The sequence below is a fragment of the Streptomyces sp. NPDC048639 genome (genome assembly GCF_043199075.1).
Lineage (GTDB): Bacteria > Actinomycetota > Actinomycetes > Streptomycetales > Streptomycetaceae > Streptomyces.
The window spans coordinates 144,315-170,127 of the sequence record NZ_JBICVP010000006.1; the positions used below are offsets into that span (position 1 = coordinate 144,315).

The following is a 25,813-nucleotide window of genomic DNA, read 5'->3' on the forward strand; positions in this document are numbered from 1 at the left end:
GGGCGCCCTACCGGGCCGGCGGACCCGCCGATCCGGCCGGGGCGCCCTCCGGCGCAAGCGGCGCGGCCACCGCCAGAAGGAGCTCGCGCGCCGCGCGCACACTCCGCCGGTCCGCCTCGGGTCCCAGGGCCCGGGGCGGCAGGGCGGGCACCACCGCGCTGCGCCCCGAGCGCACGGCCTCGTGCCCCCGAGCCGGCACCGTGAGGCTCTGCGAGGGACCGGCCTCGACCAGCAGGCGGTCGTCATCCTTCAGCACCCGGTCCAGCGTCGGCCAGAACAGCACGGGAGCCGTGGGCTGCACCGCCCAGAAGGCGGGCCTGACCGCCTCCGCCGCGCTCAACAGCCGTGCGGTGTAGGCGGAATAGAGAGGCGTGCGCGGCGGGGCGAGCCGCATCGTGCCGATGAGCGCCTCGGTGTCCCGCACCAGCGGCGCCAGGGCGGGGCTGTGGTACGGGGTGCGGGACGCGAGCCGGCGGAAGGTCCTGCCGTCCGCGACGAGCTTCTCCGCGACCGCGCGCAGCGGCGCCTCCGGGCCCGACAGCACGGTGTGGCGCGGGGCGTTGACTGCGCCGACCACCACGCCGTCGCCCAGGTAACCCGACAGCTCACGCTCCGCGGCCGCCACCGCGAGCATGCCGCCCGCCGGTGTGGTGCGCTGCATCCGCACCCGCTCCCACAGCAGCCGCACCGCGTCCTCCAGGCGGAACACCCCGGCGAGCACGGCGGCGGCGAACTCGCCCATGCTGTGCCCCAGATACGCGGCCGGCCGCACGCCCCAGCTCTCGACCAGCCGCCCCATCGCGTAGTCCACGGCGAACAGCAGCGGCGCCGAGCGGGTGTCGGCGTCCATGGGCTCTGCGGGCGCGTCGGCGAGCCAGTCGGCGCGCACGGCCCCGCCCTCGGCGCCGAGTTCGGCCAGGACCGCGTCGACGGCGTCGGTGAAGACCGGCTCGTGCCCGTAGAGCCCGGCCGCCATCCGCGCGTGCTGGGCGCCGGTGCCCGGGAACATCAGGACGACGGAGCGGTGCTGGAGACGCGTCATGGCGCGAGCGTGGACGGCGCGGGTCGAGCCGCACTCCACCCGTACGTCCAGAGGCCGTCGAGTCCGTCTTGAGCAGGCGCGCGCACGCTGGTCGGCATGAGCTTGGTCGAGGAAACGCCCCTGAGCACACTGGCCCCCGCGGACGGCCATCTGCGCGACCGTGCCGCCGAACTCGCCGAGCTGCACGAGAGCGTGCGGCGCGGCCCCAGCGAGCGGGCGACCGAAGCGCAGCATGCCAAGGGCAAACTGACCGCGCGCGAGCGCCTCGCGCTCCTCTTCGACGAGGACACCTTCACGGAGGTCGAGGAGTTGCGGCGGCATCGGGCCACCGGCTTCGGCCTGGAGGACCGGCGGCCGCACACCGACGGTGTGGTCACCGGCTGGGGGCAGGTGCACGGCCGTACGGTCTTCGCCTACGCCCATGACTTCCGGATCTTCGGCGGGGCCCTGGGCGAAGCCCATGCGGAGAAGATCCACAAGCTGATGGATCTCGCCGAGTCCGCGGGCTGCCCGGTGGTCGGCCTGTGCGACGGCGCGGGCGCCCGGATCCAGGAAGGTGTGACGGCCCTCGCCGGGTACGGCGGGATCTTCACCCGGAATGTGCGCAACTCCGGCGTCATCCCGCAGATCAGCGTGATCCTCGGACCGTGCGCCGGCGGCGCCGCCTACTCCCCCGCGCTGACGGACTTCGTGTTCATGGTGCGCGGCACGGCCCAGATGTTCATCACCGGCCCGGACGTGGTGCAGGCGGTCACGGGCGAGGTGATCACGCACGACGCACTCGGCGGCGCCGACGCCCATGCCTCCGTCTCGGGCGTGGCCCACTTCGCGTACGACGACGAGCGGAGCTGCCTGGAGGACGTACGGCATCTGCTGTCCCTGCTGCCGTCCAACAACCGCGAGCTGCCTCCCGCCGAGCCCACCGCGGACCCGGCGGGCCGCCGCACCGAGGCGCTGCTGGACCTGGTCCCTGCCGACCCCGGCCGGGCGTACGACATGCGGGCCGTGATCGCGGAGATCGTCGACGACGGCGACTTCTTCGAGGTCCAGGAGTCCTGGGCGACCAACATCATCTGCGCCCTTGCGCGGCTCGACGGGCAGGCGGTGGGCATCGTCGCCAACCAGCCCGCGGCCTTCGCCGGGGTGCTGGACATCCACGCCTCGGAGAAGGCCGCGCGCTTCGTCCAGACCTGCGACGCCTTCAATCTGCCGCTGGTCACCCTGGTCGACGTGCCCGGCTTCCTGCCAGGCGTCGACCAGGAGCACGGCGGCATCATCCGCCACGGCGCCAAGCTGCTCTACGCGTACTGCAACGCGACCGTGCCGCGTGTACAGCTCATCCTGCGCAAGGCCTACGGCGGGGCGTACATCGTCATGGACTCCCGCTCCATCGGCACGGACATCTCGCTGGCCTGGCCGAGCAACGAGATCGCGGTGATGGGCGCGGAGGGCGCCGCGAACGTCGTCTTCCGCCGGGAGATCGCCGCGGCGGAGGACCCGGAGGCGACGCGCGCCCGCCTGGTCAAGGAGTACCGCGCCGAGCTGATGCACCCGTACTACGCCGCCGAGCGCGGCCTCGTCGACAGCGTGATCGACCCGGCGGAGACCCGCAGCCGTCTGATAGGGGCGCTGGCGATGCTGCGCACCAAGCACGCCCCGCTCCCCACCCGCAAGCATGGGAACCAGCCCCAATGAGCGGCCCGGCCGGCATGGTCCGCGTCGTCCGCGGTGAGCCGCGGGCCGAGGAACTCGCCGCTCTTCTCGTGGTCCTCGGCGCCCTCGCCGGCGCCGCCGCTCCTCCCGTCGCCGCACCACCCCCGGCTGCCCCGTGGGCGCGCCTCGCCTCCGGCCTGCCGGCCGCGGCCTGGCTCACCCGTCCCCACCCGGGGTGGCGCACCCCGTAGGCCCCGCCCGTCCGACCGACCTGGCCGACCTGACCCCAGAGCACCCAGAGCACGCGGACCACCCGGAACTGCACGCGCTCCCCGCTCGATCGGACCGATCGGACCGGCGGGACCGGCGGGACCGGCGGAACCGGCGCCACGGGAATCGCCCCCGCACCCCGCGATACCAGCTGAACATTTCGGGCAGAACAATCCAAAACGCACTTTCGGTCGTATGTGAAACGTGCGCTCGCTCCATCCGGTCCGAGACGGCTCGGCCGGGCTCGGGACCGCGTGCCTCGACCGCGCAGCGGTGGGGTGCCCCGGTGACGTGCAGTGCCCGCGCTCGCGTGCGGTCTTCGCGTGATCTGCGGTCTCCGCGTGATCTGCGGTGTCCTCATGCACCGACCGTGAGCGCATCCGCACCCCAGCACGACCATCACCATCGTTGCGAGAGTCCGATGACGATTTTCCAGCAGCCCGACACCCTCACCCGTCCGCACGTCGACTCCGAACTGCCGGGACCCCGCTCGTCGGAACTCCTGGAACGGCAGGAGCAGCGGGAGTCGAACGCCAGGGTCTACCCCCGCCACTTCCCCATCGCCATCGACGAGGGGTTCGGAAGCTTCGTCCGTGACCTGGACGGCAATGTCTTCATCGACTTCCTCGGCGGCGCGGGGGTGCTCTCCCTGGGCCACAACCATCCGGAACTGGTGCGCACCGTCGCCGAGCAGCTCGGCAGATTCACCCACGGCCTGGACTTCCCGACCCCCGTGAAGGACGCCTTCACCGAGGCCCAGCTCTCGATGCTGCCATCGGACCTGCGCGAGCGGATGAAGGTCCACTTCTGCGGCCCTACGGGAGCCAATGCGGTCGAAGCCGCCCTGAAACTCTGCAAGACCGCGACAGGGCGTGCCGACGTCATCTCCTTCCAGGGCGGCTTCCACGGCTGCACGCATGCCGCGATGGCGCTCAGCGGAACGGTGGCGCAGAAGGAGCCGATCGCGGGCGGAGTGCCCGGCGTCCACTTCTTCCCCTACTCGTACTGCAGCCGGTGCCCGCTCGGCCTGGACCCGGACACCTGCGACACCAACTGCGTCGGCTTCCTCGAGCGGTCGCTCAACGACAGCCTGGCGGGCATCCCGCGCCCCGCGGCCGTCGTCCTGGAGCTGGTGCAGGGCGAGGGCGGAGTGGTGCCCGCCGGGCCCGAATTCGTCCGCCGAGTACGGGCGCTCACCCGCGAGCTGGACATCCCGCTGGTGGTCGACGAGGTCCAGACCGGCGGCGGGCGCACCGGCACCTGGTTCGCCTTCGAGCAGTACGGCATCGAGCCCGATGTCATCGTCGCCTCGAAGGCGCTGAGCGGCATCGGCGCCCCGGTCGCGCTGATCCTCTACGACGAGCGGCTGGACGTCTGGGCACCGGGCGCGCACACGGGGACCTTCCGCGGCAACCAGCTCGCGTTCGCCTCCGGCCTCGAGGCCGTCCGGATCTTCCAACGCGACGACGTGCTGGGCAACGTCCGGCGCCGCGGCGACCAGACCGCGACACGGCTCGCGGAGCTCAAGGACCAGCCGTGGGTCCGAGAGGTGCGTGGACGCGGCCTGATGTGGGGCATCGAACTCGCCGATCCCCATGACGGCCGCCCGGCCGGCGAGCTCGCCGCCGACGTGCAGGCACGCGCGCTGCGGCGAGGGCTCATCGTGGAGCTGGGCGGCCGCGACGACGGCGTCGTCCGGATGCTGCCGCCCCTCAATGTGCCCGCCGAGGTCATCGACATCGCCTGCACCATCCTCGTCGAGGCCATCGCGGAATGCGCGCCCGCGCTGCCGTCGACCGCCGCGGCACGAGCACCGGCAGCATGAGCACCGGGGCGCGCCACGCGCAACGCCACGGCGACGGGGCTGTCCCCCCGGCCGCCCCGCCGGGCCCGGTCCTGGTCTCCCCCGGCCGCGAGCGGACGGTCCGCTGGCGCCCCGGCGAGCGGCTGGAGCACCTCTTCGAGGCCCGCTGCGATCTGATCCGCCGGAGCGACGGGGAGGGGCGGGCCCCCGGGGAACGCCGTTCGGTGGTGAACGGGCGGGTCCCCGGGGAAGGCCGTTCGGCAGTGAACGGGCGGGCGGCCGTGGACGAGGGGAACTCCGTCCTCACGTATGCCCAGTTGGACGCCCGGGCCAACCAGCTCGCCCGCCACCTCCTGGCCCGCGGCGTCCGGCCCGGCGACCGCGTCGGGCTCCTCTTCACCCGGGGGGTGCACGCGTACGTCGGCATGCTGGCCGTGCTCAAGGCGGGCGCCGTGTACGTACCGCTGGACGCCGCGTTCCCGCCCGACCGGCTGGCGTACATCGTGCGGGACGCCGGAGTCCGCACCGTCGTCTCGCACTCCGCGTTGCGGGACCGCCTCGATCACACCGGCGCGGCCGTCCTCTGCCTCGACGAGGCGGCGGCACTCCTCGCTGCCGAGGACCCCCGGCGGCTGCGGCGCGTCGAACGCCGCGAACCGCCCGACGATCTCTGCTACATCATCTACACCTCCGGTTCGACGGGCCGCCCCAAGGGCGTGGCCATCACCCACGCCGGCATCTGCAACTTCGTCCGCGTGGCGGGCGAGGTCTACGGGCTGCGGCCCGAGGACCGGGTCTACCAGGGCATGACGATCGCCTTCGACTTCTCGGTCGAGGAGATCTGGGTGCCGCTGACGGTCGGCGCGACGCTCGTCCCCAGACCGGCCGGCTCCCCGCTCGTCGGCCGGGACCTGTGGGAGTTCCTCGACACCCGCTCCGTCACCGCGCTGTGCTGCGTGCCCACCCTGCTTGCCACGCTGGAGACCGAACTCCCCTCGCTGCGCTTCCTGCTGGTGTCCGGCGAGGCATGCCCGGAAGACCTGGTCACCCGCTGGCACCGGCCGGGGCGCCGGTTCCTCAACGTCTACGGGCCCACGGAAGCCACCGTCACCGCGACGTGGACATCGGTCCACCCGGACAAGCCGGTGACGATCGGCGTGCCGCTGCCCACCTACTCGGCCGTGATCCTCGACCCCGTGGAGCAACGCCTAGTAGGCCCGGGCGAGTTGGGCGAGATCGGCATCGCGGGGGTGGGCCTCGCCCGGGGCTATGTGAACCGCGACGACCTCACCGACCGGGCCTTCGTCGAGGACTTCCTGCACATCGGCAACAACCCCTCCGGCCGGATCTACCGCACCGGCGACCTGGGGCGCGTCAACGACGACGGCGAGATCGAGTACCACGGCCGCATCGACACCCAGGTCAAGATCCGCGGGTACCGGATCGAGCCGAGTGAGATCGAGTCCGTCCTGCTTCGGGTCCCGGGCATCGCCCAGGCGGTCGTCACCACTCATGAATCCGCCCCCGGAATCGTCGAATTGGCCGCGTACTACTGCCCGCGCCGGTACGCCGACCCGCCGGACCGGGACCGTATCCACCAGGAGCTGCGCGCCCTGCTGCCCGGGTACATGGTGCCCGCCTATCTGGAGGAGATGGCGGCGCTGCCCGTCCTCCCCAGCGGCAAGATCGACCGCAGAAGCCTCCCGGCGCCCAGCGGCCCGCGGAGCCCGGCCACCCGCCCGTACACGGCACCGGCCACCCGTACCGAGGGGAGCCTGGCCGGTCTCCTGGCCGAGGTCCTGAACCTCGGCCACGTCTCGGCCGACAGCCACTTTTTCGACGAGCTCGGCGCGAACTCCCTGCTCATGGCCCGGTTCTGTGCCCGTGTGCGGAAACACCCGGGACTGCCCTCGGTGTCGATGCGGGACATCTACCTCCACCCGACGATCACCGGCCTCGCCACGGCGCTCGCCGAAGCCCCGCCCTCGCCCGCCGGCGCACCCGCCCCGGAGGCGGCGCCGGTCGAACGGCTCCCGGGCAAACCGCGGTACGCCCTGTGCGGGACGCTCCAGCTCCTGCTCTTCCTCGGCTACGTCTACGCCGGTTCGCTACTGCTGATCGAGGGCTACCGCTGGGTCTCGGACGGCAGCGGCCTGCTGGACGACTACCTGCGCTCCACCGTCTTCGGCATCGCCACCTTCCTGATCCTTGCCGCGGTGCCGGTCGTGGCCAAATGGGTCCTCATCGGGCGGTGGAGACCCTGCGAGGTCCGGATCTGGAGCCTGACCTATCTCCGGTTCTGGACGGTCAAGACGCTGATCCGGCTCAGCCCGATGCTCCTGTTCGCCGGTTCACCGCTCTACGCCCTCTACCTCAGGGCACTGGGCGCGCGGATCGGACGCGGAGCGGTGATCTTCTCGCGGTCCGTACCCGTCTGCACCGACCTGCTGACCGTCGGCGAGAACACGGTCATCCGCAAGAACGCCCTCCTCAACTGCTACCGCGCCGAGCGCGGATGGATCCGCACCGGCCGGGTCACCCTCGGCGACGACGTCCTCGTCAGCGAGCACACGGTCATCGACATCGAGGCGACGATGGGCGACGGCGCGCAGCTCGGCCACGCCTCCTCGCTGCACGCCGGCCAGACCGTGCCCGGGGGCGAGGCGTGGGCCGGTTCGCCCGCCCAGCGCACCGGCACCGACTTCCGGGTCGTCGAGTCGGTGCACTGCGGCACCGTCCGCCGGGCCCTGTACTCCGCCGCACAGCTCCTCACCGTGCCCCTGCTGTACGTACCACTGGGCCTGGGTGCCCTCGGCGCGCTGCTGCCGCAGCTCCTCACCACCGACGGGCTGAGCCTGACGAGCCCGGCGTTCTACCGGGACCAACTCGCCGCCTCCCTGGTGCTGTTCTTCGGCCCGCTGCTCGCCGGGCTCGCCGTCGTCGTCACCGTCCCCCGCCTGCTCAACGTCGTCCTGAGGCCGGACAGGGTCTACCCCCTCTACGGATTCCACTACTCGGTCCAGCGGACGATCGCCCGTATCAGCAACATGTCGGCGTTCATGGGCCTCTTCGGGGACAGCGCGTTCATCGTCCACTACCTGCGGTCCATCGGATGGGACCTGTCCAAGGTCGTGCAGACGGGCTCGAACTTCGGCGTCGCGCAGCAGCACGAGACGCCGTTCCTGACCGTGATCGGCAGCGGCACCATGGTCTCCGACGGGCTGTCGGTCATCAACGCCGACTTCTCCAGCACGTCCTTCCGCGTCACCAGGACGGCGGTGGGACCGCACAACTTCCTCGGCAACGACGTCGCCTATCCGTCCCGCGGCAGAACGGGCGAGAACTGCCTCCTCGGTACGAAGGTCATGGTGCCCGTGGACGGAGAGGTGCGGGAGGGCGTCGGGCTGCTCGGGTCCCCGTCCTTCGAGATCCCGCGGTCGGTACAGCGCGACAGCCGGTTCGACCACCTGAAGAGCGGCGAGGAACTCCCCCTGCGGCTCGCGGCGAAGAGACGGCACAACACCGCCACGATCGGCCTGTTCCTGCTCGTGATGTGGATGGAGTTCTTCGTCCTGCTGCTGCTCGCGGTGCTCGCCGCGGAGCACTACACGGCGATCGGAGCCCTGGCGGTCGCCGCCGCGACCCTGCTCGGCCTCGCCTTCACCATCGCCTTCTCCACCCTCGCCGAACGGGCGGCCCTCGGATTCCGCTCCCTGCGCCCGCGGTTCTGCTCCATCTACGACCCGCAGTTCTGGCGCCACGAACGCATGTGGAAACTCAGCATGGTGCCGCTGTTCAACGGCACGCCCTTCAAGCCCCTGCTGTGGCGGCTCGCGGGCGTGCGCATGGGCCGAAGGGTCTTCGACGACGGCTGCGGCATCCCGGAGAAGACGCTCGTCACGATCGGCGACGGCTGCGCGCTGAACATGGAGTCCACAGTCCAGTGCCACTCCCTGGAGGACGGCACCTTCAAGACCGGCCGCATCACGATCGGCGCCAACTGCACCCTCGCCCCGGGCGCGTTCGTCCACTACGGCGTGACGATGGGCGACGGCGCGACGCTGGGCCCGGACTCTTTCCTGATGAAGGGCGAAGAGATCCCCCGCGGCGCGCAATGGCGCGGCAACCCGGCGCGTGAAGTCCGTCCCGTGGTCGCACGGGACGGCGCAACCGCAGAGGAGAGCGCCGCTTGACGGAGGGTGTTGCGCGAGACCGGCTCAAGGCGGCTTGCGCAATTACTGACGCCGCTGGCCAAGGACACAGAACTCGTTGCCTTCGGGGTCTGCCAATACAACCCACGACTGATCACCCTGGCCAATGTCGACACGCCGTGCGCCATGAGCCACCAGACGAGCCACCTCGGCGTCCTGGTCATCAGGCCTGAAGTCGAGATGCAGTCGGCTCTTCACCTTCTTGCTCTCATCAAGCCGGACGAAGTCCAACCCCGGCAGGCGATCCGGCTCCGGGCGGATCTCGAACTCCTCATCAGAGGAGTGGACCACTACCCAACCGAGAGCCGTAGCCCACCACTGCCCCAAGGCCACCGGATCCACCGAGTGAACAATTACCTGTTCCCATTCCAAGGCCATCCGCCGATCCTAGACCTGCCAGGGCTTCGAAAAGCGGGCACTCGGGCCTCCCTCATCGGGCTGAATCCGAGCGCCTTTCCCCTCGTGGAACCACCGACGCCCTGCAGGTTCGGCACACACCAGCGTTCGGATTCCGCGAACCCGCCGGTTTCGCCCCACGAGTGAGCACCCGCCCCCCCCAACGCCGCACGATGCGGGCACGGTTATGCCCGGAAGGACGGAGTGGGAGAGTCATGTCCCGTGCCGTGGCGGGGAGTTGGTATCCCGGACCGAGACGCCCTGCGTGTTGGATCCGGACAGCCGAAGGCCCGGAGACACCGTCGGCACCCGGGCCGCCCGCCGGAATTCGGAGGCGCCGGGCCCGCCAGGGACCGGACACTGGGGCATGGTCGTCTTCCGCTGCCGCCGCTGTCACGGCGATCTCACCGCGCCCGTACGAGAGGAGACGCTGCCCGATGCGGATAGCGCCCCGGCACCGTACGCGCTGCCGAAGGACGGTGAGTGCCCGCCGCGGATGCGTCCGGGCACCTTCGCCTACGATCCGCCGGAGGCCGGGGAGCGGGTCCACCGGCCACAATTGGCGGGGGCGGCACTGGGCCTCCACCGCACAGGGCTGGATGGCATCGTCCTGGCCCGGGCCGATCTGCACGGAACCGAGCTCACCTCGCAGCGCGGACGGCGGAACGGCTGCTGCGGCCTGGACGGCTGCGACGGCCCGAACCTGGTATGCCGCTGGTGCACGGCCGATGTGGCCACCGAGCGTTCGGACTGCTGGACCCCGCAGGAGGTCGTGCTCGTCCCCGCTGCGGTGGAGGCCGTCGACGTCGGCTAGCCGCTGAATCCCGGCGCCCCCGTTTCGACCGGATCCTCATCGAAGCAGGCGACGACGCTTCCCGTCCGCGGCCCCGCCTCGCCGCTCAAGCCGGACTCAAGCCGGACTCGGCCCGGCGACCCGGCGACCCGGCGACCCGGCGACCCGGCGACCCGGCGACCCGGCGACCCGCAGCACGATCCCGCCGAACGGTGCAGGATGCTCGCACCGTCCTGCGGTCCGCGCTGACCCGAGGGGGCGTCGAAGGGCGTCGTCGGCCTGGTCAAGGCCCGATCGACAACGCGGAAACGGAATCGTCCTCAACCCTGGTCGGTCGAAGAAGCCCGGCAGTTCCTCGTAACCGGCCGCGGTGCCCGTGATCCGTTGCACCCGGCCCACGCTGATCCACGTATTGGGCTTCCGCCCCGGCGAGGTGCTCGGCCTCACCGGGGACAACGTGGACATGGATGCCGGAGAAGGTCACGGTGCACTCCGCTCCAGCGCATTGCAGCAGCCCCTCGTAGGGGACGAGGCCGGGACAGAGGCGTCGACGGCAACGCTGCCACTGCCTCAGAGCTGCCTCACCGCGCTGCAACTCCGTCGGAAAAGCCGGGAGGCGTCCGCACAGAGTGCCGGTGAGCTGTGGACGGACTCGGACTTCGTGTTCACCACACGCCATGCGACGCCCATCGGGCCGCGCGACTTCTTGCACAACACGACAAAGTCCCTGACGGATCTCTCCGTCAGGGACTCTGAGCTGCTGTGGACCTGAGGGGATTTGAACCCCTGACCCCCTCGATGCGAACGAGGTGCGCTACCGGTCTGCGCCACAGGCCCTTGCAACGGGTGAAACTTTAGCATCCCGGCCGGGGAGCCTGGAAATCCGTTCCCCGGCCGGGGCGGAGGCTGTGCCGGGTCGCGCTGGGCGTCCCTGACGGCTCACTCGTTGGCGGCCCGGGGACGGTCCACATCGCCCGCTTCCGGGGCGCCCGACGACGGCGGAGCGTACTGGTCGAACAACGGCGTGCGCCCCCGCTCCCGGGCCCGGCGACCCACGGGTCGCCGGACGGCGGGCTCCGCCTCGGCCGGGGCGGACTCGGAGGCCGGCCCTAGGGTGCTCGACCGTGCCGAGCTCCACGCGTCCGGGGCATCGAGGTCCACACTCCCGGTGGCCCGCGGTGCGACGGGCGCCGTCACATACGTGGGCAGCGGCACGGGAACCGGGTCCCAGCTGTCGCCCTCCGCTGCACCACGGCGGCGCTGCTGGTCGACCCACTCCGCGTGGTCGGTCTGCTCGACCAGCGCCCGCCTGCCGGCGGCGTGCGGGGAAGCGGGGGCCGGATCATCGGCAGGCGGGGCGTCCGGGAGAGAAGCCCGGCCCACGTCCCTGGAGGTGTCCTCGGCTCGCGGCTCGGGGCGGGCCGACGGGCGCGGGCGGCGCTCACGCAGGCGCTGGGCAGCGGCCTCGGCTCGTCGCTGATCCATGGTGAAGGCGAAGCGGCGGCGCTCCTGGATGCGCAGGTGCCCGATGTAGAGGCTCAGCAGGACGGCGGGGACGGCCGGGGCCCACAGAAAGGCCAGCCCGCCGACCGCCGCGACGACGGAGCCGAGAGTGAAGGCGAGGAAGAGGACCATCGTCGTGCGCCGACGCCGGGCGATGGCCTTGGAGCGCCGGGCCCGCTGGGCCGCCGACAGCGCGGGACGCTGGGCGGCGGGCCGGTGCGCAGGACGCTCCGCGCGCTCGCGCGCGGCCTCGTCACGCCGGTGCGCTGTTTCGTCACGCCGGTGCGACGCCTCTTCACGACGGTGGGTGGCCTCCTCACGCCGGTGGTCCGCTTCCTCACGCCGGTGGTCCGCTTCGTCACGGCGATGGGCGGCCTCGTCACGCCGGTGGTCCGCTTCGTCACGGCGATGGGCGGCCTCGTCAGGGCGATGCGGCGGCGCATCCTCGGGGATCGTGGCGCGGAGCAGCGTCTCGGTGGAGGCGGACACGGCGAAGGACCGGACGTCGACCGATCCGGTCTCGGCGTCCGGGTCCGCGGCACTCCGCTCGGGTTCCTCGTCGTCCCCGTCGGCGGAGCTCCGCTTCTCCAGGTCCTTGGCGTAACGGCGCTCCATCCCCGCCCGTCCGGCGAGCAGCCGGATGGCGGTGCTGAAGCGTTCCGTCGGACGGGCTTCGTTCAGCTCGTCCTGCCTACGGAGCCACATCGGCACCAAGTAGGCGGCCCAGGCCCCGACAATGACTGCGTAGATGAGGCCGCTGCTGCTCACGCCTCACACGGTAGAGGGGTTTGCATGGGGCCATCTGCCAATTGGCGCGGTGTGTCGCACGATCTGGCTGATATCTCGAACTTTTCTTGTGATTGTTGAGATCAGCAGACGGCAAATTCGATCCACTGCGGTCAATTTTCGAACAGATTTCTTATTTGTAAGCGGTTCCGGGACGCGACCGGTGCCAGCGCGCGACCATACCCTCGGGGACTTCCTCCGCCGTCAGCGCGTAGACCAGGTGGTCACGCCAGGCGCCGTCGATATGGAGGTAGCGCGGGCGCATGCCCTCCTCCCGGAATCCGAGCTTTTCGACGACCCGGCGGCTCGGTGCGTTCTCGGGCCGGATGCACACTTCGATGCGGTGCAGCCCGACCGCGCGGAAGCAATGGTCGACCGCGAGTGCGACGGCCGTCGGCATCACACCGCGGCCCGCCACGCCCTGGTCGACCCAGTAACCGATGTGGCCCGAGCACATCGAGCCCCAGGTGATTCCGGCGACCGTGAGCTGCCCGACGAGCCGCCCCCGGTATTCGATGACGAACGGCAGCATCCGTCCGGCGTGGGCCTCCCCGCGCAAGTGACGGACCATCTGCCGGTACGTGGGGCGCTGGGTCATGGGGCCGCCGGGAGCGGGGGGCGGGACAGTCGCCTCCCACGGCCGCAGCCAGTCCCGGTTACGGCGGTTGACCTCACGCCAGAGGCGCTGGTCGCGCAGCCTTATGGGACGGAGGGCGACATCGCCGTCCGCCAGCTCGACGGGCCAGGGGACGTTCAGGTTCAGCTCCCCGCTGGTCTGGGGTGGTCGCCGCCGCGGATCTGGTCGACGGCGTGGACGAGCAGGCGCTCCAGCACGGCCAGGCCGTCCCGGACACCGCCGGTGGAACCGGGGAGGTTGATGATCAGCGTAGTGCCGGCGACGCCCGCCAGCCCTCGGGAGAGCGCGGCGGTGGGCACCTTGGCCAGGCCCTCGGCGCGGATCGCCTCGGGGATGCCGGGGATCTCGTGGTCGAGGACGCGGCGGGTCATCTCTGGCGTCCGGTCGGTGGGCGAGATGCCGGTGCCCCCGGTGGTGAGCACGACGTCGTACGCCGCAGCAACCGCCTCGCGCAGGGCGACCTCGACGGACTCCCCGTCCGGGACGACGCGCGGGCCGTCGGCCTCGAAGCCCATCGCGGCCAGGCCCTCCAGCAGGACGGGGCCGCCCTTGTCGGCGTACACACCGGCGGCAGCCCGGTTGGAGACGGTGACGGCGAGGGCGCGGTAGCGGCTCATGCCTCGCCCCGCTTCCCGGAGCCGGTGCGCTCCCCGGAACCGCTGGGTCCGTCGCCCGCCCGGTGCCAACTCCCGGACTTTCCGCCGGTCTTCTCCTCGACCCGTACATCGGTGACGACGGCCGCCTTGTCCACGGCCTTCACCATGTCGATCACGGTCAGGGCGGCGACCGAGACCGCGGTCAGGGCCTCCATCTCGACCCCGGTCCTGTCCGTCGTCTTCACCGTGGCCTCGATCTCCACCGCGTCGTCGGTGACCGTCAGGTCCACCGTGACGCCGGAGACGGCGAGCGGGTGGCAGAGCGGGATGAGGTCAGGCGTCCGCTTGGCCCCCATGATCCCGGCGATACGGGCGGTGGCGAGTGCGTCGCCCTTGGGCAGCCCCTCCCCGCGCAGCAACTCCACGACGCGCGCCGAGACCAGCACGCGCCCCGTGGCCCGGGCGGTCCGCGCGGTGACGTCCTTCCCGGAGACATCGACCATACGGGCTGCGCCCGCGTCGTCGAGGTGCGTGAGGTGCTGCTGTTCGCCGCTGCTCATCGTTCTCCCGGTCCGGTATCCGTGGGCAGATACCGTACCGGCAGGGACGGCGGATCAGTCGAGGAGGACGACGGTGACCTCGCCGCCGGGTTCCACGGACGTGCTGTCCTCGTCCACGACGATCAGGGCGTTGGCCTGGGCCAGCGCCTTCACCAGATGGGAACCCGCACCCCCCACAGGAGTGACGGTCCCGTCCGTGTACCGCCCGCGCAGGAACTGGCGCCTGCCCTTGGGGGAGGAGCCGATGCCCTGCGGGCATGTCGCGCGGACGGTCTCCCTCTCGACCGGCTCGATGCCCATGAGGGACCGGATGGCGGGACGTACGAACAGCTCGAAGGAGACATAGGAACTGACCGGATTGCCGGGCAGGGCGAGCAAGGGCGTGCGGTCGCGGCCGATGCAGCCGAAGCCCTGGGGCTTACCGGGCTGCATGGCGAGCTTGCGGAACTCGACCCGGCCACCGCCGCTGCCGTCCTCCTCGCCCCCCTCGAACTCCGACAGTGCTTCCTTGACCACGTCGTAGGCGCCGACGCTGACGCCGCCGCTGGTGACGACGATGTCGGCGCGGATGAGCTGGTCCTCGATGGTGGAGCGGAGTGTGGCGGCGTCGTCGGCGACGGCACCGACGCGGTACGCGATGGCCCCGGCGTCGCGGGCGGCCGCGGTGAGCGCGAAGCTGTTGGAGTCGTAGATCCGGCCGGGGCCCAACGCCTCGCCGGGCGGGACGAGTTCGCTGCCGGTGGAGAGGACGACCACCCTCGGGCGCGGGCGGACGCGGACCGTGCCGCGGCCGATGGCGGCGAGCAGACCGATCTGCGCGGGACCGAGGATCGTCCCGGCCGTGAGCGCCAGTTCCCCGACGGAGACATCGGAGCCGCGGCGTCGGATGTGCGCGCCGGGCTCGGCGGCGCGGTGGACGCGGACCTCGCCGGTGGCGCCCTCGGGGGCGTGCGCCGCGGCCGCCATGCCGGTGGCCGGACCACCACCCGTACCGCCGTCGGTCCATTCGACCGGGACGACCGCCTCGGCGCCCGGGGGGATCGGTGCGCCGGTCATGATGCGGGCGGCCTCACCGGGGCCGACGGTCGGCAACTCCGCGCTGCCCGCGGCGATGTCGCCGACGACGGTCAGGACGGCCGGGTACTCCTCGGTGGTGTCGGCGACGTCGACGGCGCGGACCGCGTAGCCGTCCATGGAGCTGTTGTCGAAGGGGGGCAGGGCGGTGGGGACGGTGACGTCCTCGACCAGCACACAGCCCTGGGCATCGAGGAGTTGCAGCTCGATCGGCTCCAGCGGCCGTGCGTGGCGGAGGATGTCGTCGAGGTGCTCCGTCACCGTCCAGACGCGGTCGCCCTCCTGCGCTCCCCGCTCCGCGCCGGGACCCGGGTCCTTACGGGGCCCCTCGTCCCCGAGTCCGTCCGGTGCGGCGGCCCGGTCAGCGGTGTCGCTCAACGTGCTCCATCTCCTCCGTGACGTAACTGCGAAGCCAGGACCGGAAGTCCGGTCCCAGGTCCTCACGTTCGCACGCCAGTCGGACAATGGCACGGAGGTAGTCGCCGCGGTCTCCGGTGTCATAGCGGCGGCCCTTGAAGACGACGCCGTGAACGGGGCCGCCGAGTGTCGGGGTCTCGGCGAGCGTACGGAGCGCGTCGGTGAGCTGGATCTCGCCGCCGCGGCCGGGCTCGGTCTTGCGGAGCACCTCGAAGACGGCCGGGTCCAGGACATAGCGGCCGATGATCGCGTAGTTGCTGGGCGCCTCGGACGGCTCGGGCTTCTCCACCAGGTCGGTGACCTGCACGACGTCGTAATCGCCGGTGGAGCGGACCGCGGCGCAGCCGTAGAGGTGCACCTGGGAGGGCTCGACCTCCATCAGGGCGATGACGCTGCCGCCGTGCTCCTCCTGCACCTCGATCATGCGGGAGAGCAGCGGGTCGCGCGGGTCGATGAGGTCGTCGCCGAGGAGGACGGCGAAAGGCTGCTCGCCGACGTGCGGGGCGGCGCACAGGACGGCATGGCCCAGGCCCTTGGGGTCGCCCTGGCGGACGTAGTGCATGGTCGCCAGGTCGCTGGACTCCTGGACGCGGGCGAGGCGGGACTCGTCGCCCTTTTTCAACAGGGCCGATTCCAGTTCGTAGTTGCGGTCGAAGTGGTCCTCGAGCGGGCGCTTGTTGCGTCCGGTGACCATGAGGACGTCGGGGAGGCCGGCGGCGACGGCTTCCTCCACCACGTACTGGATCGCGGGCTTGTCGACCACCGGCAGCATTTCCTTCGGCGTGGCCTTGGTGGCCGGGAGGAAGCGGGTGCCGAGTCCTGCGGCGGGGATGACAGCCTTGCTGATCCGGGAGGGCGATTCAGTCATGCGGCACACCATAACCGGTGAGTATGAGGAGAAGATGGGGCCCTGATTCATACGTTCTCATAAAGAGAGGTTTGTGCCCACCGTGAGTCGAAGTCACGCTAGGAAGGCCGAGTTGCGGCGGGATCTCCTGGCGGTTAGAGGCGGGTTGACAGTGGATGACGTCTCGGAGACCGGCACGGTTCTCGCGCGGCGGGCACTGGAGCTCCCGGAGCTGGCGCAGGCGCGTACGGTCGCCGCGTACGTCTCGGTGGGGCGCGAACCGGGGACGCGCGCCCTGCTCGACGCGCTGCACGCCCGGGGCACCCGCGTCCTGCTGCCGGTCCTGCTCGAGGACGACGACCTGGACTGGGGCGTCCACGAGGGCGCGTCACGGCTCGCGGCAGCACGGCGCGGGCTTCTGGAGCCGGAGGGCGAACGGCTCGGCCCCGAGGCGATCACGACCGCGGAGGTGGTGCTGCTGCCCGGCCTCGCCGTGGACGAGCAGGGCATGAGGCTCGGCCGCGGCGGCGGCAGCTACGACCGCGTACTGGCCCGGCTGGAGCGGTCGGGCGCGGACCCCGCGCTGGTGGTGCTGCTGTACGACGGTGAGCTGCTCGGCGCGGGCGAGGTCCCGGCCGAGGCGCACGACCGTCCGGTGCACGCCGCGGTGACGCCCTCGGGGGTCCGCCGCTTCGCCTGAGCGGCGCCGGCAGCACCGCGGCCCCGCTCCCCCGGTGTCGGCCGGGAGGCGGGGCCGCGCTGTGTCGACGGCGCTGCGGAGCTACGGAGCCACGGAGCTACGGCGTCAGTGCCAGCGTGTCCGACGTCGCCTTCTCGACCTTCTCGTCGCTGAACGCCCAGGGCAGCAGCTCGCCGTTGGCCCACTTCTCCGTCTGGTCGGTGTAGTGCGGGTGATAGGCGTGTCCGGACGCACCGGAGAGGTTGATCCAGCGGGACTTGTCCATGTCTCCCAGGTTCACGATCATCCGCATCGACGGCACCCAGATGACGTCGTACCCGCCGGCCGCGTTCCAGCCGGTGGCGTTGACCGCCGCCTCGCCGCCGCCCATGTTCCAGGGGCCCCGGTTGAGGACGTGCTGGATCATTCCGGGTCCGGAGGTGCCGAGCGTCTGGTTCTTCAGCGTGAGCTGGTGCAGGCGGCCCCAGCTCCAGGTGTCGATGTCCTTGCCCAGCTTGGCGGTGAGCTCCGCGCGGGCGTCGCGCATGGCGTGGCCGAGCAGCTCGTCGCGGCTGCGGTCACCGGGGTTGCGGACCGTGCCGGTGGTCTTCCACCAGTCGTTGTCCGGGTCCTTGAGGAGGGTCCGGACCACTTCGTACCAGCGGTCGCCGCCGTCGGGCTGCGCCTCGTCCGCGGCGCGCTCGCCGCATTCGCGTACGGTCCGGGCGTTGCCGTCCAGGTCCTCCAGCGGGCCGGCGTCGTCCGCGGGGCGCACCCTCAGGCACTGGCCCTTGACCCGTACTTCCTTGGGCAGCTTGTTGCCGAACGCCAGCTTGAGGGTGTTGCGCCAGACCGCGTTGAAGTAGGCGGCGGGGGCCGAGTCGGCATCCTGGGTGTAGGCCCAGTTCTCCAGGAGCTTCTGCGCCTCCCGGACGAACGGGTCCTTGACGTCGATCTGGAGGAGGTACGGCGTCAGCAGCTCGGCGATCTCGCTGCTGTTGTCCAGCTGAAGCTCCTGCATGTCGTCCGTCGAGATCTTGCCGCCGTCCTTGATCTTCCACTGGATGCGGTCGTTGATCCGCTGGCTGCGCGCCCCGTAACCCCAGTCGCCGGTGAGGTGGTACGGGTAGGTGCGCTGATCTATGACGGCCTGGTTCGCGGTCACGATGTAGCCGCGCGAGGGGTTGTACTCCCAGGGGAGCGCGGACTGCGGGACGTAACCCGTCCACTTGTAACGGGAGTCCCAGCCGGGGGCGGGATAGCGCCCGTCGGCGGGGTGGCGGCCGTCGCCCTTGCCGCGGACGGGGATCCGGCCGGGGGCCTGGTAGCCGATGTTGCCCGCGGCGTCGGCGTAGATGAGGTTCTGCGAGGGGACGTCGAAGTCGGCGGCGGCCTTGCGGAAGCTCGTCCAGTCCTTGGCGGTGTTCAGCCCGAAGAGGGCGTCCATGGACGTGCCGGGCGAGAGTGCCGTCCAGCGCAGCGACACCGCGTAGCCACTGCCTCTGTCGGGTGCGGCGTCGCGGACGGGGGCCTGTCTGCCCACCTTGCCCAGCTCGGTGTTCCGGTCGGAGACGATCGGGCCGTTGCCCGTCGTGCGGACCGTGATCTCGCGCGAGGTGCCGTCGGCGACCTTGATGGTCTCCTTGCGGGTCTTGAACGGGAGCTGCTTGTTGTCGGAGAGATAGGTGCTGCTGGTGACCTTCTCCAGATAGAGGTCGGACACGTCGGCGCCGAGGTTGGTGAAGCCCCAGGCGACGTCCTTGTTGTGGCCGATGACGACACCGGGCATGCCGGCGAAGGTGTAGCCGGCGACGTCGAAGTTGCAGGACGCGCTGACGGTGCGGCAGTGCAGGCCCATCTGATACCAGAGCGAGGGAATCTGCGGCGCCAGGTGCGGGTCGTTGGCGAGCAGCGGCTTTCCGGTGGCGGTGTGCTTACCGGAGACCACCCAGGAGTTGGAGCCGATGCCGCTGCCGTTCGGGCCGAGCAGCGCGGGGACCTGCTCCAGGGTCTTGGACAGGGACGAGAGCTGGGTGGCCACCCCCTGGGACGCCTCACCGAGTCCGCTCGCCCCGCCCGCACCGGAGCCCTCACCGGAGGCCGTGCCGGTGGCGGCGGCCTTGGGGTCGAACTTCTTGGTGGCACGGTCGACGCCACCGCTTCCGACGATCGGCTGGTTGCGGTCGTACGGATAGTCCGGGTAGAGGTCCTCGATCTGCTGCGGGGTGAGGCGGCTGGACATCAGGGAACGGTCGATCTCCTCCTGCATGTTGCCGCGCAGGTCCCAGGCCATGGCCTTGAGCCAGGCGACCGAGTCGACCGGGGTCCACTTCTCCGGGGTGTAGTCGTGGCTCAGGTCCAGGGCCGCGTACTCGACCGAGAGGTCGGAGCCCTTGTGGTCCTTCAAGTAGGCGTTGACTCCCTCGGAGTACGCCTGGAGGTACTTCTTCGTCCGCGCCGACAGCTTGGTGTCGTACTCCTCCTGGGCCACCTTGCGCCAGCCCAGCGTGCGCAGGAAGGCGTCGGTCTCGACCTGGCCCTTCCCGAACATCTCCGACAGCCGGCCCGCCGTCATGTGCCGGCGGACGTCCATCTCCCAGAAGCGGTCCTGCGCCTGGACGAACCCCTGGGCGCGGAACAGGTCCTCGTCGGAATCCGCGTAGATCTGCGGGATGCCGTGGCCGTCGCGCTTCACCTCGACCGGTCCGGAGAGGCCCTTGAGCTTGATCGATCCTGTGGTCTCCGGGAACGAGGCACGCACGGTGCTGACGCTCCAATAGGTGCCGTAGCCGAAGCCCGTCAGCAGCAGCACCACGACTGCGATCACGAGGAAGCGGGCACGACGACCCTTCTTCTTGCCGGAAGGGCCGGTCTTGTTGGCGGGCATCGCTGTCCTTCGCGGGGCAGGTGAACCTGGGAGTGCAGGAGCAACCATAGGCGGAGCACCTCGACCGTCCGTACGGGGAGTCGGAGCCCGGCACCAGCCCGCGTCAAGAACCGGTAAAATGTTAGGTAAGGCAATGAACTTCCGGTCGCCAAACGGGAACGCTTCGGTCGATAACGCAAGAAAGGGTCTGGCCCCTGACTGTCCACCACCTCAATGAACTCCTGCTGGTCTGCTCGATCCTTCTGCTCTTCGCGGTGGCGGCGGTCAGGATCTCCTCGCGCAGCGGGCTCCCCAGCCTGCTCATCTACCTGGGAATCGGCGTCGCGGTCGGCGTCGACGGCATCGGCGTGGAGTTCGACGATGCGCATCTGACCCAACTGCTCGGCTACTCCGCCCTGGTCGTCATCCTGGCCGAGGGCGGACTGTCGACGAAGTGGCGCGAGATAAAGCCCGCTCTGCCCCTCGCGGCGGTGCTGTCGACGGTCGGTGTCGCGGTGAGCGTGGGGATCACCGCGACAGCGGGCCACTACCTCGTGGGGCTCGAGTGGCGGCAGGCTCTGATCATTGGCGCGGTGGTGTCCTCCACGGACGCGGCGGCGGTCTTCTCCGTGCTGCGCAGGGTGCCGCTACCGGCGAAGCTGACGGGTGCGCTCGAGGCCGAATCGGGCTTCAACGACGCCCCCGTGGTGATCCTGGTGGTCGCCTTCTCCAGCTCCGGCCCGATCGACGCGTGGTATCTGCTGCTGGGCAAGATCGCCCTGGAACTGGCCATCGGAGCGGCCATCGGCCTGGCGGTGGGCTGGCTCGGGGCGTACGGACTCCGGCACGTGGCCCTCCCCGCGTCCGGCCTCTACCCGATCGCGGTGATGGCCATCGCCATCACCGCGTACGCCGCCGGCGCACTCGCCCACGGCAGCGGATTCCTCGCCGTCTACATCGCGGCCCTCATCCTGGGCAACGCCAAGCTGCCGCACTGGCCGGCCACCCGCGGCTTCGCCGAAGGCATCGGCTGGATCGCCCAGATCGGCATGTTCGTGCTGCTCGGGCTGCTCGTCACCCCGCACGAACTGGGCGACGACATCGCGCCCGCGCTCCTCGTCGGGCTGGTGCTCACGCTCGTGGCACGGCCGCTCTCGGTCCTGGTGAGTACGGCGCCCTTCCGTTCGTCCTGGGCGGAGCGCGCACTGCTGTCGTGGGCCGGGCTGCGCGGCGCGGTCCCGATCGTGCTCGCCACGATCCCGATGGTGTACGAGGTCGACGCCAGCCAGGACATCTTCAACATCGTCTTCGTCCTGGTCATCGTCTACACGCTGGTGCAGGGACCGACCCTGCCCTGGGTGGCCCGCCATCTGCGGCTGGGCGAGGCGGAGACGACGGCCGACCTGGGGATCGAGTCGGCCCCGCTGGAGCGGCTGAACGGGCACCTGCTGTCCTTCTCCGTCCCGAAGAAGTCCCGGATGCACGGCGTGGAGGTCGGCGAGCTGCGGCTGCCGGCAGGATCCGCGGTCACCCTCGTCGTACGCGAAGGGGAGAGCTTCGTGCCGTCGCCGGCGACCGTGCTGCGGCGGGGGGACGAACTGCTCGTCGTGGCGACGGACCAGGTGCGGGACGCGGCGGAACGTCGGCTGCGGGCGGTGTCGATGGGCGGCAAGTTGGCGGGCTGGCTGGGCACGGGCGGCAACGGCGGGCGCCGGCCGGGGGCCCGCTAGGGCGCGGGGCCGGACGGCCGCCGAGCCGGACGTTCGCGGAGCCGGATGTCACGGAGCCGGATGGTCGCCGAGCCGGACGGTCGCGGGTGTGAGCTCGTACAGGCCAAGGACGCCGGCCCGTACAGACCGGGGCTTCAACCCGTACGGTCATGGGGCGTTGGCCCATACAGACCCGGGTCACCGCTGCGAAGCCGGGCAATCGCAGGAGGAAGGCGGCCGCGGTCGCGCACATCACAGGGAAGCGGCCGCATCTCCCTGTACTATGAAGAGGCACATGACGATCCACTCTGCCTGATGCAGAGCTGGCGCGACCGCTCGGCGGCCGCGGTCCCTCTGCCTCCTTCTCGGCGCGGACCCGGTATCTACCCCGGTCTCGCGCGAGAGGACAGCTCTCGGCGCACTCCGTGACCATGGTCCGGGTGCGTCACCAGGCGGCAGAAAGGCACGGCCGTGGCATCCGCGGTCTCCACCACCACTGCACCCTCCGTCAAGCGCCCCGGCTATGGGCAGTTGCTGCGCACGCCCGGCGCATGGACATTCCTGCTGCCCGGCTTCGCCGCACGGCAGCCCTTCGCGATGCTCACGATCAGCATCGTGCTGCTGCTCCGCCACACCACCGGTTCGTACGGCGTCGGCGGTGCGGTCGCCGCCGTCACCGGCGTGGCCATGGCGCTGTTCGCCCCGCAGGGCGGCAAGCTCGCCGACCGCTACGGCCAGAACGCGGTCCTGGTGCCCGGCGTTCTGATCCACGCGGCGTCGGCGGCGCTGCTGACGGTGCTTGCTCTGGCGGACGCTCCCCTGTGGGCGCTGTTCGCCGCCGCGGTACCGACCGGCGCTTCCATTCCGCAGATCGGCCCCATGGTGCGGGCGCGCTGGGCGTCCACGCTCGGGGGCGGCACCTCGGACGGCTCCGGCAGCGACGCCGGGACGAGTTGGGGACGGAACCCGCTGCTGGCGACTGCGGCCGCTTTCGAATCCGTCACGGACGAGTTGACGTTCGTGATCGGCCCGGTGCTGGCGACCGCGCTGTGCGCCGGAGTGCACCCGGCCGCGGGCCTGATCGCGGAGGCGGCGCTCACGCTCGCGGGCGGTCTGCTCTTCGCGGCCCAGCGGCGCACGGCACCGCCCGCGAACCGGTGGAAGGCCGGCGCCGACGGGCACGCGCCGCACACGTCGGCCCTCGCCGTACCGGGAGTCCGCGTGCTGGCCGTGGTGTTCCTCGGCATCGGCTCGGTCTTCGGCGGCATGCAGGTCGCACTGACGGCCTTCGCCGAGGAGGCCGGCCACCCGGGCATCAACGGGGTGCTGTACGGGATCTTCGCCGCGGGCAACATGCTCGCGGGCGTGGCCTGTGGCGCCATCGCCTGGCGTACCTCGCCGCAGCGGCGACTGCTGATGTCGTACACGGCGCTGGCGCTGGCGTGCTCGGCCCTCTGGGCTGTGCACTCGCCGCTGCTGCTGGGCGGGCTGGGGCTGCTGGTCGGGCTGTGCATCGCTCCGGCGCTGATCACTGGCTACACACTGGTGGAGTCGCTGGTGCCGGCGTCGTCCCGTACGGAGGCGTTCACCTGGCTGACCGGTGCGGTCGCCCTGGGGCAGGCCGCGGCAGTCACGGCCGCCGGGCGGATGGCCGACGACTTCGGCGCGAGCGCCGCTTTCACCGTGCCGCTGGCAGGAACGGCGCTGGCGCTGGCGACCGTGGTCGCGCTGCGGGGGCGGATCGCGCCCCGTCGGACGGGCCGGGTCGCGGCGGGAGCGGCACCGGCCGGGTCAGCCGCACCGGCCACGGGTGCGGCGGCCGCACCGGAGGCCGGTGCACCGGAAGCCCCCGGAGCGGAAACGGCACGTGGGGTCCGTCACCGTGTGCCCGTTGCAGTGGACTGATCCGGCGGAATGCTGCACTATATTGCGTCGTTAGCACTCATCGAGTGAGAGTGCCAGGAGGAGCAAGTGCCGACCTATCAGTACCAGTGCACCGAGTGCGGCGAGGGCCTCGAGGCGGTGCAGAAGTTCACCGACGACTCGCTTACCGAGTGCCCCAACTGCGAGGGGCGCCTGCGCAAGGTGTACTCCGCGGTCGGTGTCGTCTTCAAGGGCTCCGGCTTCTACCGGACGGACAGCCGCGGCTCGTCGTCCGGCTCGGCCGGTAACGGGGCAAAGACCGAGTCCGGGTCGTCGACGGAGTCGAAGAGCGACAGCGGCTCGTCCTCCGCGTCGACCGGATCCTCGTCCTCGGATTCGTCCTCCTCGACTTCTTCTTCGTCCACGTCGTCCTCGTCGACGTCAGCTAAGTCGGCGAAGTCGGGCAGCGCGGCCTGAGGCGTCACGACGGCCGGCGCCGTCACTGAGACGCCGCCACGGATACGTACCGACCCCGCCCCCTGAGAGTTCGAGGGAGCGGGGTCCGGCGTGTGACGGGGGCCCCATAGAGTGGGGCGCATGGTCGAGACGAGCAGCTCCCAGGCGGATATCGGCGTCATCGGCGGGTCGGGGTTCTACTCCTTCCTCGACGACGTGACCGAGGTCACGGTCGACACCCCCTACGGACCACCCAGCGACTCGGTCTTCCTGGGCGAGATCTCCGGCCGCCGGGTCGCGTTCCTCCCCCGGCACGGCCGAAAGCACCACCTCCCGCCGCACCGCATCAACTACCGCGCCAACCTCTGGGCCCTGCGCTCGCTCGGCGTCCGGCAGGTACTGGGGCCGTGCGCGGTGGGCGGCCTGCGGCCGGAGTACGGGCCGGGCACGCTGCTCGTACCGGACCAGCTCGTGGACCGTACGAAGGGGCGCACGCAGACCTTCTACGACGGTGAGGCACTGCAGGACGGGCGTGTACCGAACGTCGTGCATGTCGCCTTCGCCGACCCCTACTGCCCGGTGGGGCGGGATGCGGCACTGGCCGCGGCGCGCGGGCACGACTGGGAGCCGGTGGACGGCGGAACCCTCGTGGTCATCGAGGGGCCGCGCTTCTCGACCCGCGCGGAGTCCCGCTGGCACGCCGCGCAGGGCTGGTCGGTCGTCGGCATGACGGGCCACCCGGAAGCGATCCTGGCGCGCGAACTGGGGCTCTGCTACTCGACCATGACGCTGGTCACCGATCTGGATGCGGGCGCAGAGACGGGCGAAGGCGTTTCGATGGCCGAGGTGATGCAGGTGTTCGGGGAGAACGTGGCCCGGCTCCGGTCCGTCCTCTTCGACGCGGTGAAGGCGCTGCCGGCATCGGAGGACCGCGTCTGTCTGTGCTCGACGGCACTGGACGGTATGGACACCGGGGTGGAGCTTCCGTAGCGCTGACGCTGCGACGGAGGGGCGTACGTGCGTCCGCGGGCGAGCGTCCAAGGGCGCGGTGCGTGGCCGGACGGCTGGCGCGGTGCGTGGCCGGGGGCGGCTGGCGCGGTGCGGTGCGGTGTGGCGGGACAGCTCGCGCAGTGCGGTGCGGCGCGGCGCGCCGGCGGGCACTGTGCGGTGCGGCGGGCGGCGGGCACGGTGCGGTGCGGCGGGCCGGGGGCGCCTGGCGCGGAGCGCGCCCGCACACCTTCGGGTGACGAGGTTTTCCACAGCCGTGGGGCTGTCCACAGGGCTCAGCGGGGCGGCGCGAAGGCGGGCAGTGTGAGGGCGGAAACGAGAGCGATCCGGCTCTCTCCGTCGCTTCGGCCGCCCCGCTCTCCACGACAGGTGGTGCCCTGCCCATGTCCCGCATCGTCAACCACACCGGTCACGCGCTTCCCACTCCCCCGCCCCGCGAGGTTCCTCTCTTCGCTCCCGTGCGGTCGGGCGGCCGCCGATATCGCCTGCTCAGAGCCTTACGGAAGCGTCGGCGCACCGTGGCCGTCCTGCTCGCCGCCGTGGCGGCGCTGGCGGCTGCCGCGGCCACTCCAGGCGGCGGGGATTGGACAGCGCTCGCCCTCCCTGTCGTAGATTGCGGAGCCGTCTGGTCCGTTGATCGTGC

20 protein-coding genes and 1 tRNA gene are annotated in these 25,813 nt (G+C 71.3%); 11 read left to right on the top strand and 10 right to left on the bottom strand.

The genetic code is table 11. The features are described 5' to 3' along the window. Positions 1–7: 7 nt before the first annotated feature. Positions 8–1,042 carry an acyltransferase domain-containing protein gene (locus ACGFNH_RS17960; RefSeq protein ID WP_393654736.1) on the bottom strand — a complete coding sequence of 345 codons (1,035 nt, stop codon included), beginning with the start codon at positions 1,040–1,042 and terminating at the stop codon, positions 8–10. 96 nt (positions 1,043–1,138) lie between these two features. Here ACGFNH_RS17960 and ACGFNH_RS17965 point away from each other — a divergent pair, with 96 nt between their 5' ends. The 4 genes from ACGFNH_RS17965 (at position 1,139) to ACGFNH_RS17980 (ending at position 8,962) form a co-directional block, all read left to right on the top strand. Beyond that, a complete protein-coding gene (locus ACGFNH_RS17965; RefSeq protein WP_393654738.1) occupies positions 1,139–2,737 on the top strand; it encodes an acyl-CoA carboxylase subunit beta in 1,599 nt (532 codons plus the stop codon). Then, positions 2,734–2,946, top strand: a complete 213-nt coding sequence (locus tag ACGFNH_RS17970; protein WP_393654740.1) for an acyl-CoA carboxylase epsilon subunit — start codon at positions 2,734–2,736, stop codon at positions 2,944–2,946. The genes ACGFNH_RS17965 and ACGFNH_RS17970 overlap by 4 nt, the downstream gene beginning before the upstream one ends. Positions 2,947–3,386: 440 nt before the next feature. Next, positions 3,387–4,790: an aspartate aminotransferase family protein gene (locus tag ACGFNH_RS17975; protein ID WP_393654742.1), complete on the top strand. Its 1,404-nt coding sequence runs from the start codon at positions 3,387–3,389 to the stop codon at positions 4,788–4,790. Beyond that, on the top strand, positions 4,787–8,962 hold the full coding sequence (locus ACGFNH_RS17980; protein ID WP_393654744.1) for a Pls/PosA family non-ribosomal peptide synthetase: 4,176 nt from the start codon (positions 4,787–4,789) through the stop codon (positions 8,960–8,962). Before ACGFNH_RS17975 ends, ACGFNH_RS17980 begins: the two co-directional genes overlap by 4 nt. Positions 8,963–9,004: 42 nt before the next feature. Here the strand turns inward: ACGFNH_RS17980 and ACGFNH_RS17985 are convergent, their stop codons facing one another. Further along, complete coding sequence (locus ACGFNH_RS17985; protein WP_393654746.1) at positions 9,005–9,358, bottom strand: VOC family protein; 354 nt, start codon at positions 9,356–9,358, stop codon at positions 9,005–9,007. A 385-nt stretch (positions 9,359–9,743) separates the two neighbouring features. Between ACGFNH_RS17985 and ACGFNH_RS17990 the strand changes: the two genes are divergently transcribed. Both ACGFNH_RS17990 and ACGFNH_RS17995 read left to right on the top strand, forming a co-directional pair. Next, positions 9,744–10,190: a hypothetical protein gene (locus ACGFNH_RS17990; RefSeq protein WP_393654748.1), complete on the top strand. Its 447-nt coding sequence runs from the start codon at positions 9,744–9,746 to the stop codon at positions 10,188–10,190. A gap of 349 nt (positions 10,191–10,539) precedes the next feature. Further along, entirely contained in the window at positions 10,540–10,941 is a 402-nt protein-coding gene (locus tag ACGFNH_RS17995; RefSeq protein ID WP_393654750.1) for a hypothetical protein, read from the top strand. Here ACGFNH_RS17995 and ACGFNH_RS18000 read toward each other — a convergent pair. The 7 genes from ACGFNH_RS18000 to galU form a co-directional block, all read right to left on the bottom strand. After that, positions 10,933–11,006, bottom strand: a tRNA-Ala gene (locus ACGFNH_RS18000). The genes ACGFNH_RS17995 and ACGFNH_RS18000 overlap by 9 nt on opposite strands. Before the next feature lie 102 nt (positions 11,007–11,108). Beyond that, positions 11,109–12,440 carry a gephyrin-like molybdotransferase receptor GlpR gene (gene glpR / locus ACGFNH_RS18005; protein ID WP_393654751.1) on the bottom strand — a complete coding sequence of 444 codons (1,332 nt, stop codon included), beginning with the start codon at positions 12,438–12,440 and terminating at the stop codon, positions 11,109–11,111. A 151-nt stretch (positions 12,441–12,591) separates the two neighbouring features. Then, positions 12,592–13,215: a GNAT family N-acetyltransferase gene (locus ACGFNH_RS18010; protein WP_393655395.1), complete on the bottom strand. Its 624-nt coding sequence runs from the start codon at positions 13,213–13,215 to the stop codon at positions 12,592–12,594. Between the two features lie 2 nt (positions 13,216–13,217). Further along, a complete protein-coding gene (locus ACGFNH_RS18015; RefSeq protein WP_393654753.1) occupies positions 13,218–13,712 on the bottom strand; it encodes a molybdenum cofactor biosynthesis protein B in 495 nt (164 codons plus the stop codon). Further along, positions 13,709–14,251 carry a cyclic pyranopterin monophosphate synthase MoaC gene (moaC, locus tag ACGFNH_RS18020; protein WP_393654755.1) on the bottom strand — a complete coding sequence of 181 codons (543 nt, stop codon included), beginning with the start codon at positions 14,249–14,251 and terminating at the stop codon, positions 13,709–13,711. Before moaC ends, ACGFNH_RS18015 begins: the two co-directional genes overlap by 4 nt. Positions 14,252–14,305: 54 nt before the next feature. Continuing rightward, complete coding sequence (gene glp, locus ACGFNH_RS18025; protein WP_393655397.1) at positions 14,306–15,586, bottom strand: gephyrin-like molybdotransferase Glp; 1,281 nt, start codon at positions 15,584–15,586, stop codon at positions 14,306–14,308. Positions 15,587–15,686: 100 nt separating this feature from the next. Continuing rightward, a complete protein-coding gene (gene galU / locus ACGFNH_RS18030; protein WP_393654757.1) occupies positions 15,687–16,610 on the bottom strand; it encodes a UTP--glucose-1-phosphate uridylyltransferase GalU in 924 nt (307 codons plus the stop codon). Between the two features lie 73 nt (positions 16,611–16,683). Between galU and ACGFNH_RS18035 the strand changes: the two genes are divergently transcribed. After that, positions 16,684–17,289, top strand: a complete 606-nt coding sequence (locus ACGFNH_RS18035) for a 5-formyltetrahydrofolate cyclo-ligase (RefSeq protein WP_393654759.1) — start codon at positions 16,684–16,686, stop codon at positions 17,287–17,289. A 97-nt stretch (positions 17,290–17,386) separates the two neighbouring features. On the opposite strand, the gene ACGFNH_RS18040 is transcribed toward ACGFNH_RS18035, so the two are convergent. Beyond that, positions 17,387–20,155, bottom strand: a complete 2,769-nt coding sequence (locus ACGFNH_RS18040) for a penicillin acylase family protein (RefSeq protein ID WP_393654761.1) — start codon at positions 20,153–20,155, stop codon at positions 17,387–17,389. 170 nt (positions 20,156–20,325) lie between these two features. Between ACGFNH_RS18040 and ACGFNH_RS18045 the strand changes: the two genes are divergently transcribed. The 4 genes from ACGFNH_RS18045 (at position 20,326) to ACGFNH_RS18060 (ending at position 25,152) form a co-directional block, all read left to right on the top strand. Then, positions 20,326–21,864: a potassium/proton antiporter gene (locus ACGFNH_RS18045; protein WP_393655399.1), complete on the top strand. Its 1,539-nt coding sequence runs from the start codon at positions 20,326–20,328 to the stop codon at positions 21,862–21,864. A 450-nt stretch (positions 21,865–22,314) separates the two neighbouring features. After that, positions 22,315–23,748: an MFS transporter gene (locus ACGFNH_RS18050; RefSeq protein WP_393654763.1), complete on the top strand. Its 1,434-nt coding sequence runs from the start codon at positions 22,315–22,317 to the stop codon at positions 23,746–23,748. 66 nt (positions 23,749–23,814) lie between these two features. Further along, the gene (locus tag ACGFNH_RS18055; protein ID WP_393654765.1) at positions 23,815–24,183 is read left to right on the top strand and encodes an FmdB family zinc ribbon protein; all 369 of its coding nucleotides are present in this window, start codon (positions 23,815–23,817) and stop codon (positions 24,181–24,183) included. A gap of 120 nt (positions 24,184–24,303) precedes the next feature. After that, positions 24,304–25,152 carry an S-methyl-5'-thioadenosine phosphorylase gene (locus ACGFNH_RS18060; protein WP_393654767.1) on the top strand — a complete coding sequence of 283 codons (849 nt, stop codon included), beginning with the start codon at positions 24,304–24,306 and terminating at the stop codon, positions 25,150–25,152. The last annotated feature ends 661 nt before the right edge of the window (positions 25,153–25,813 follow it).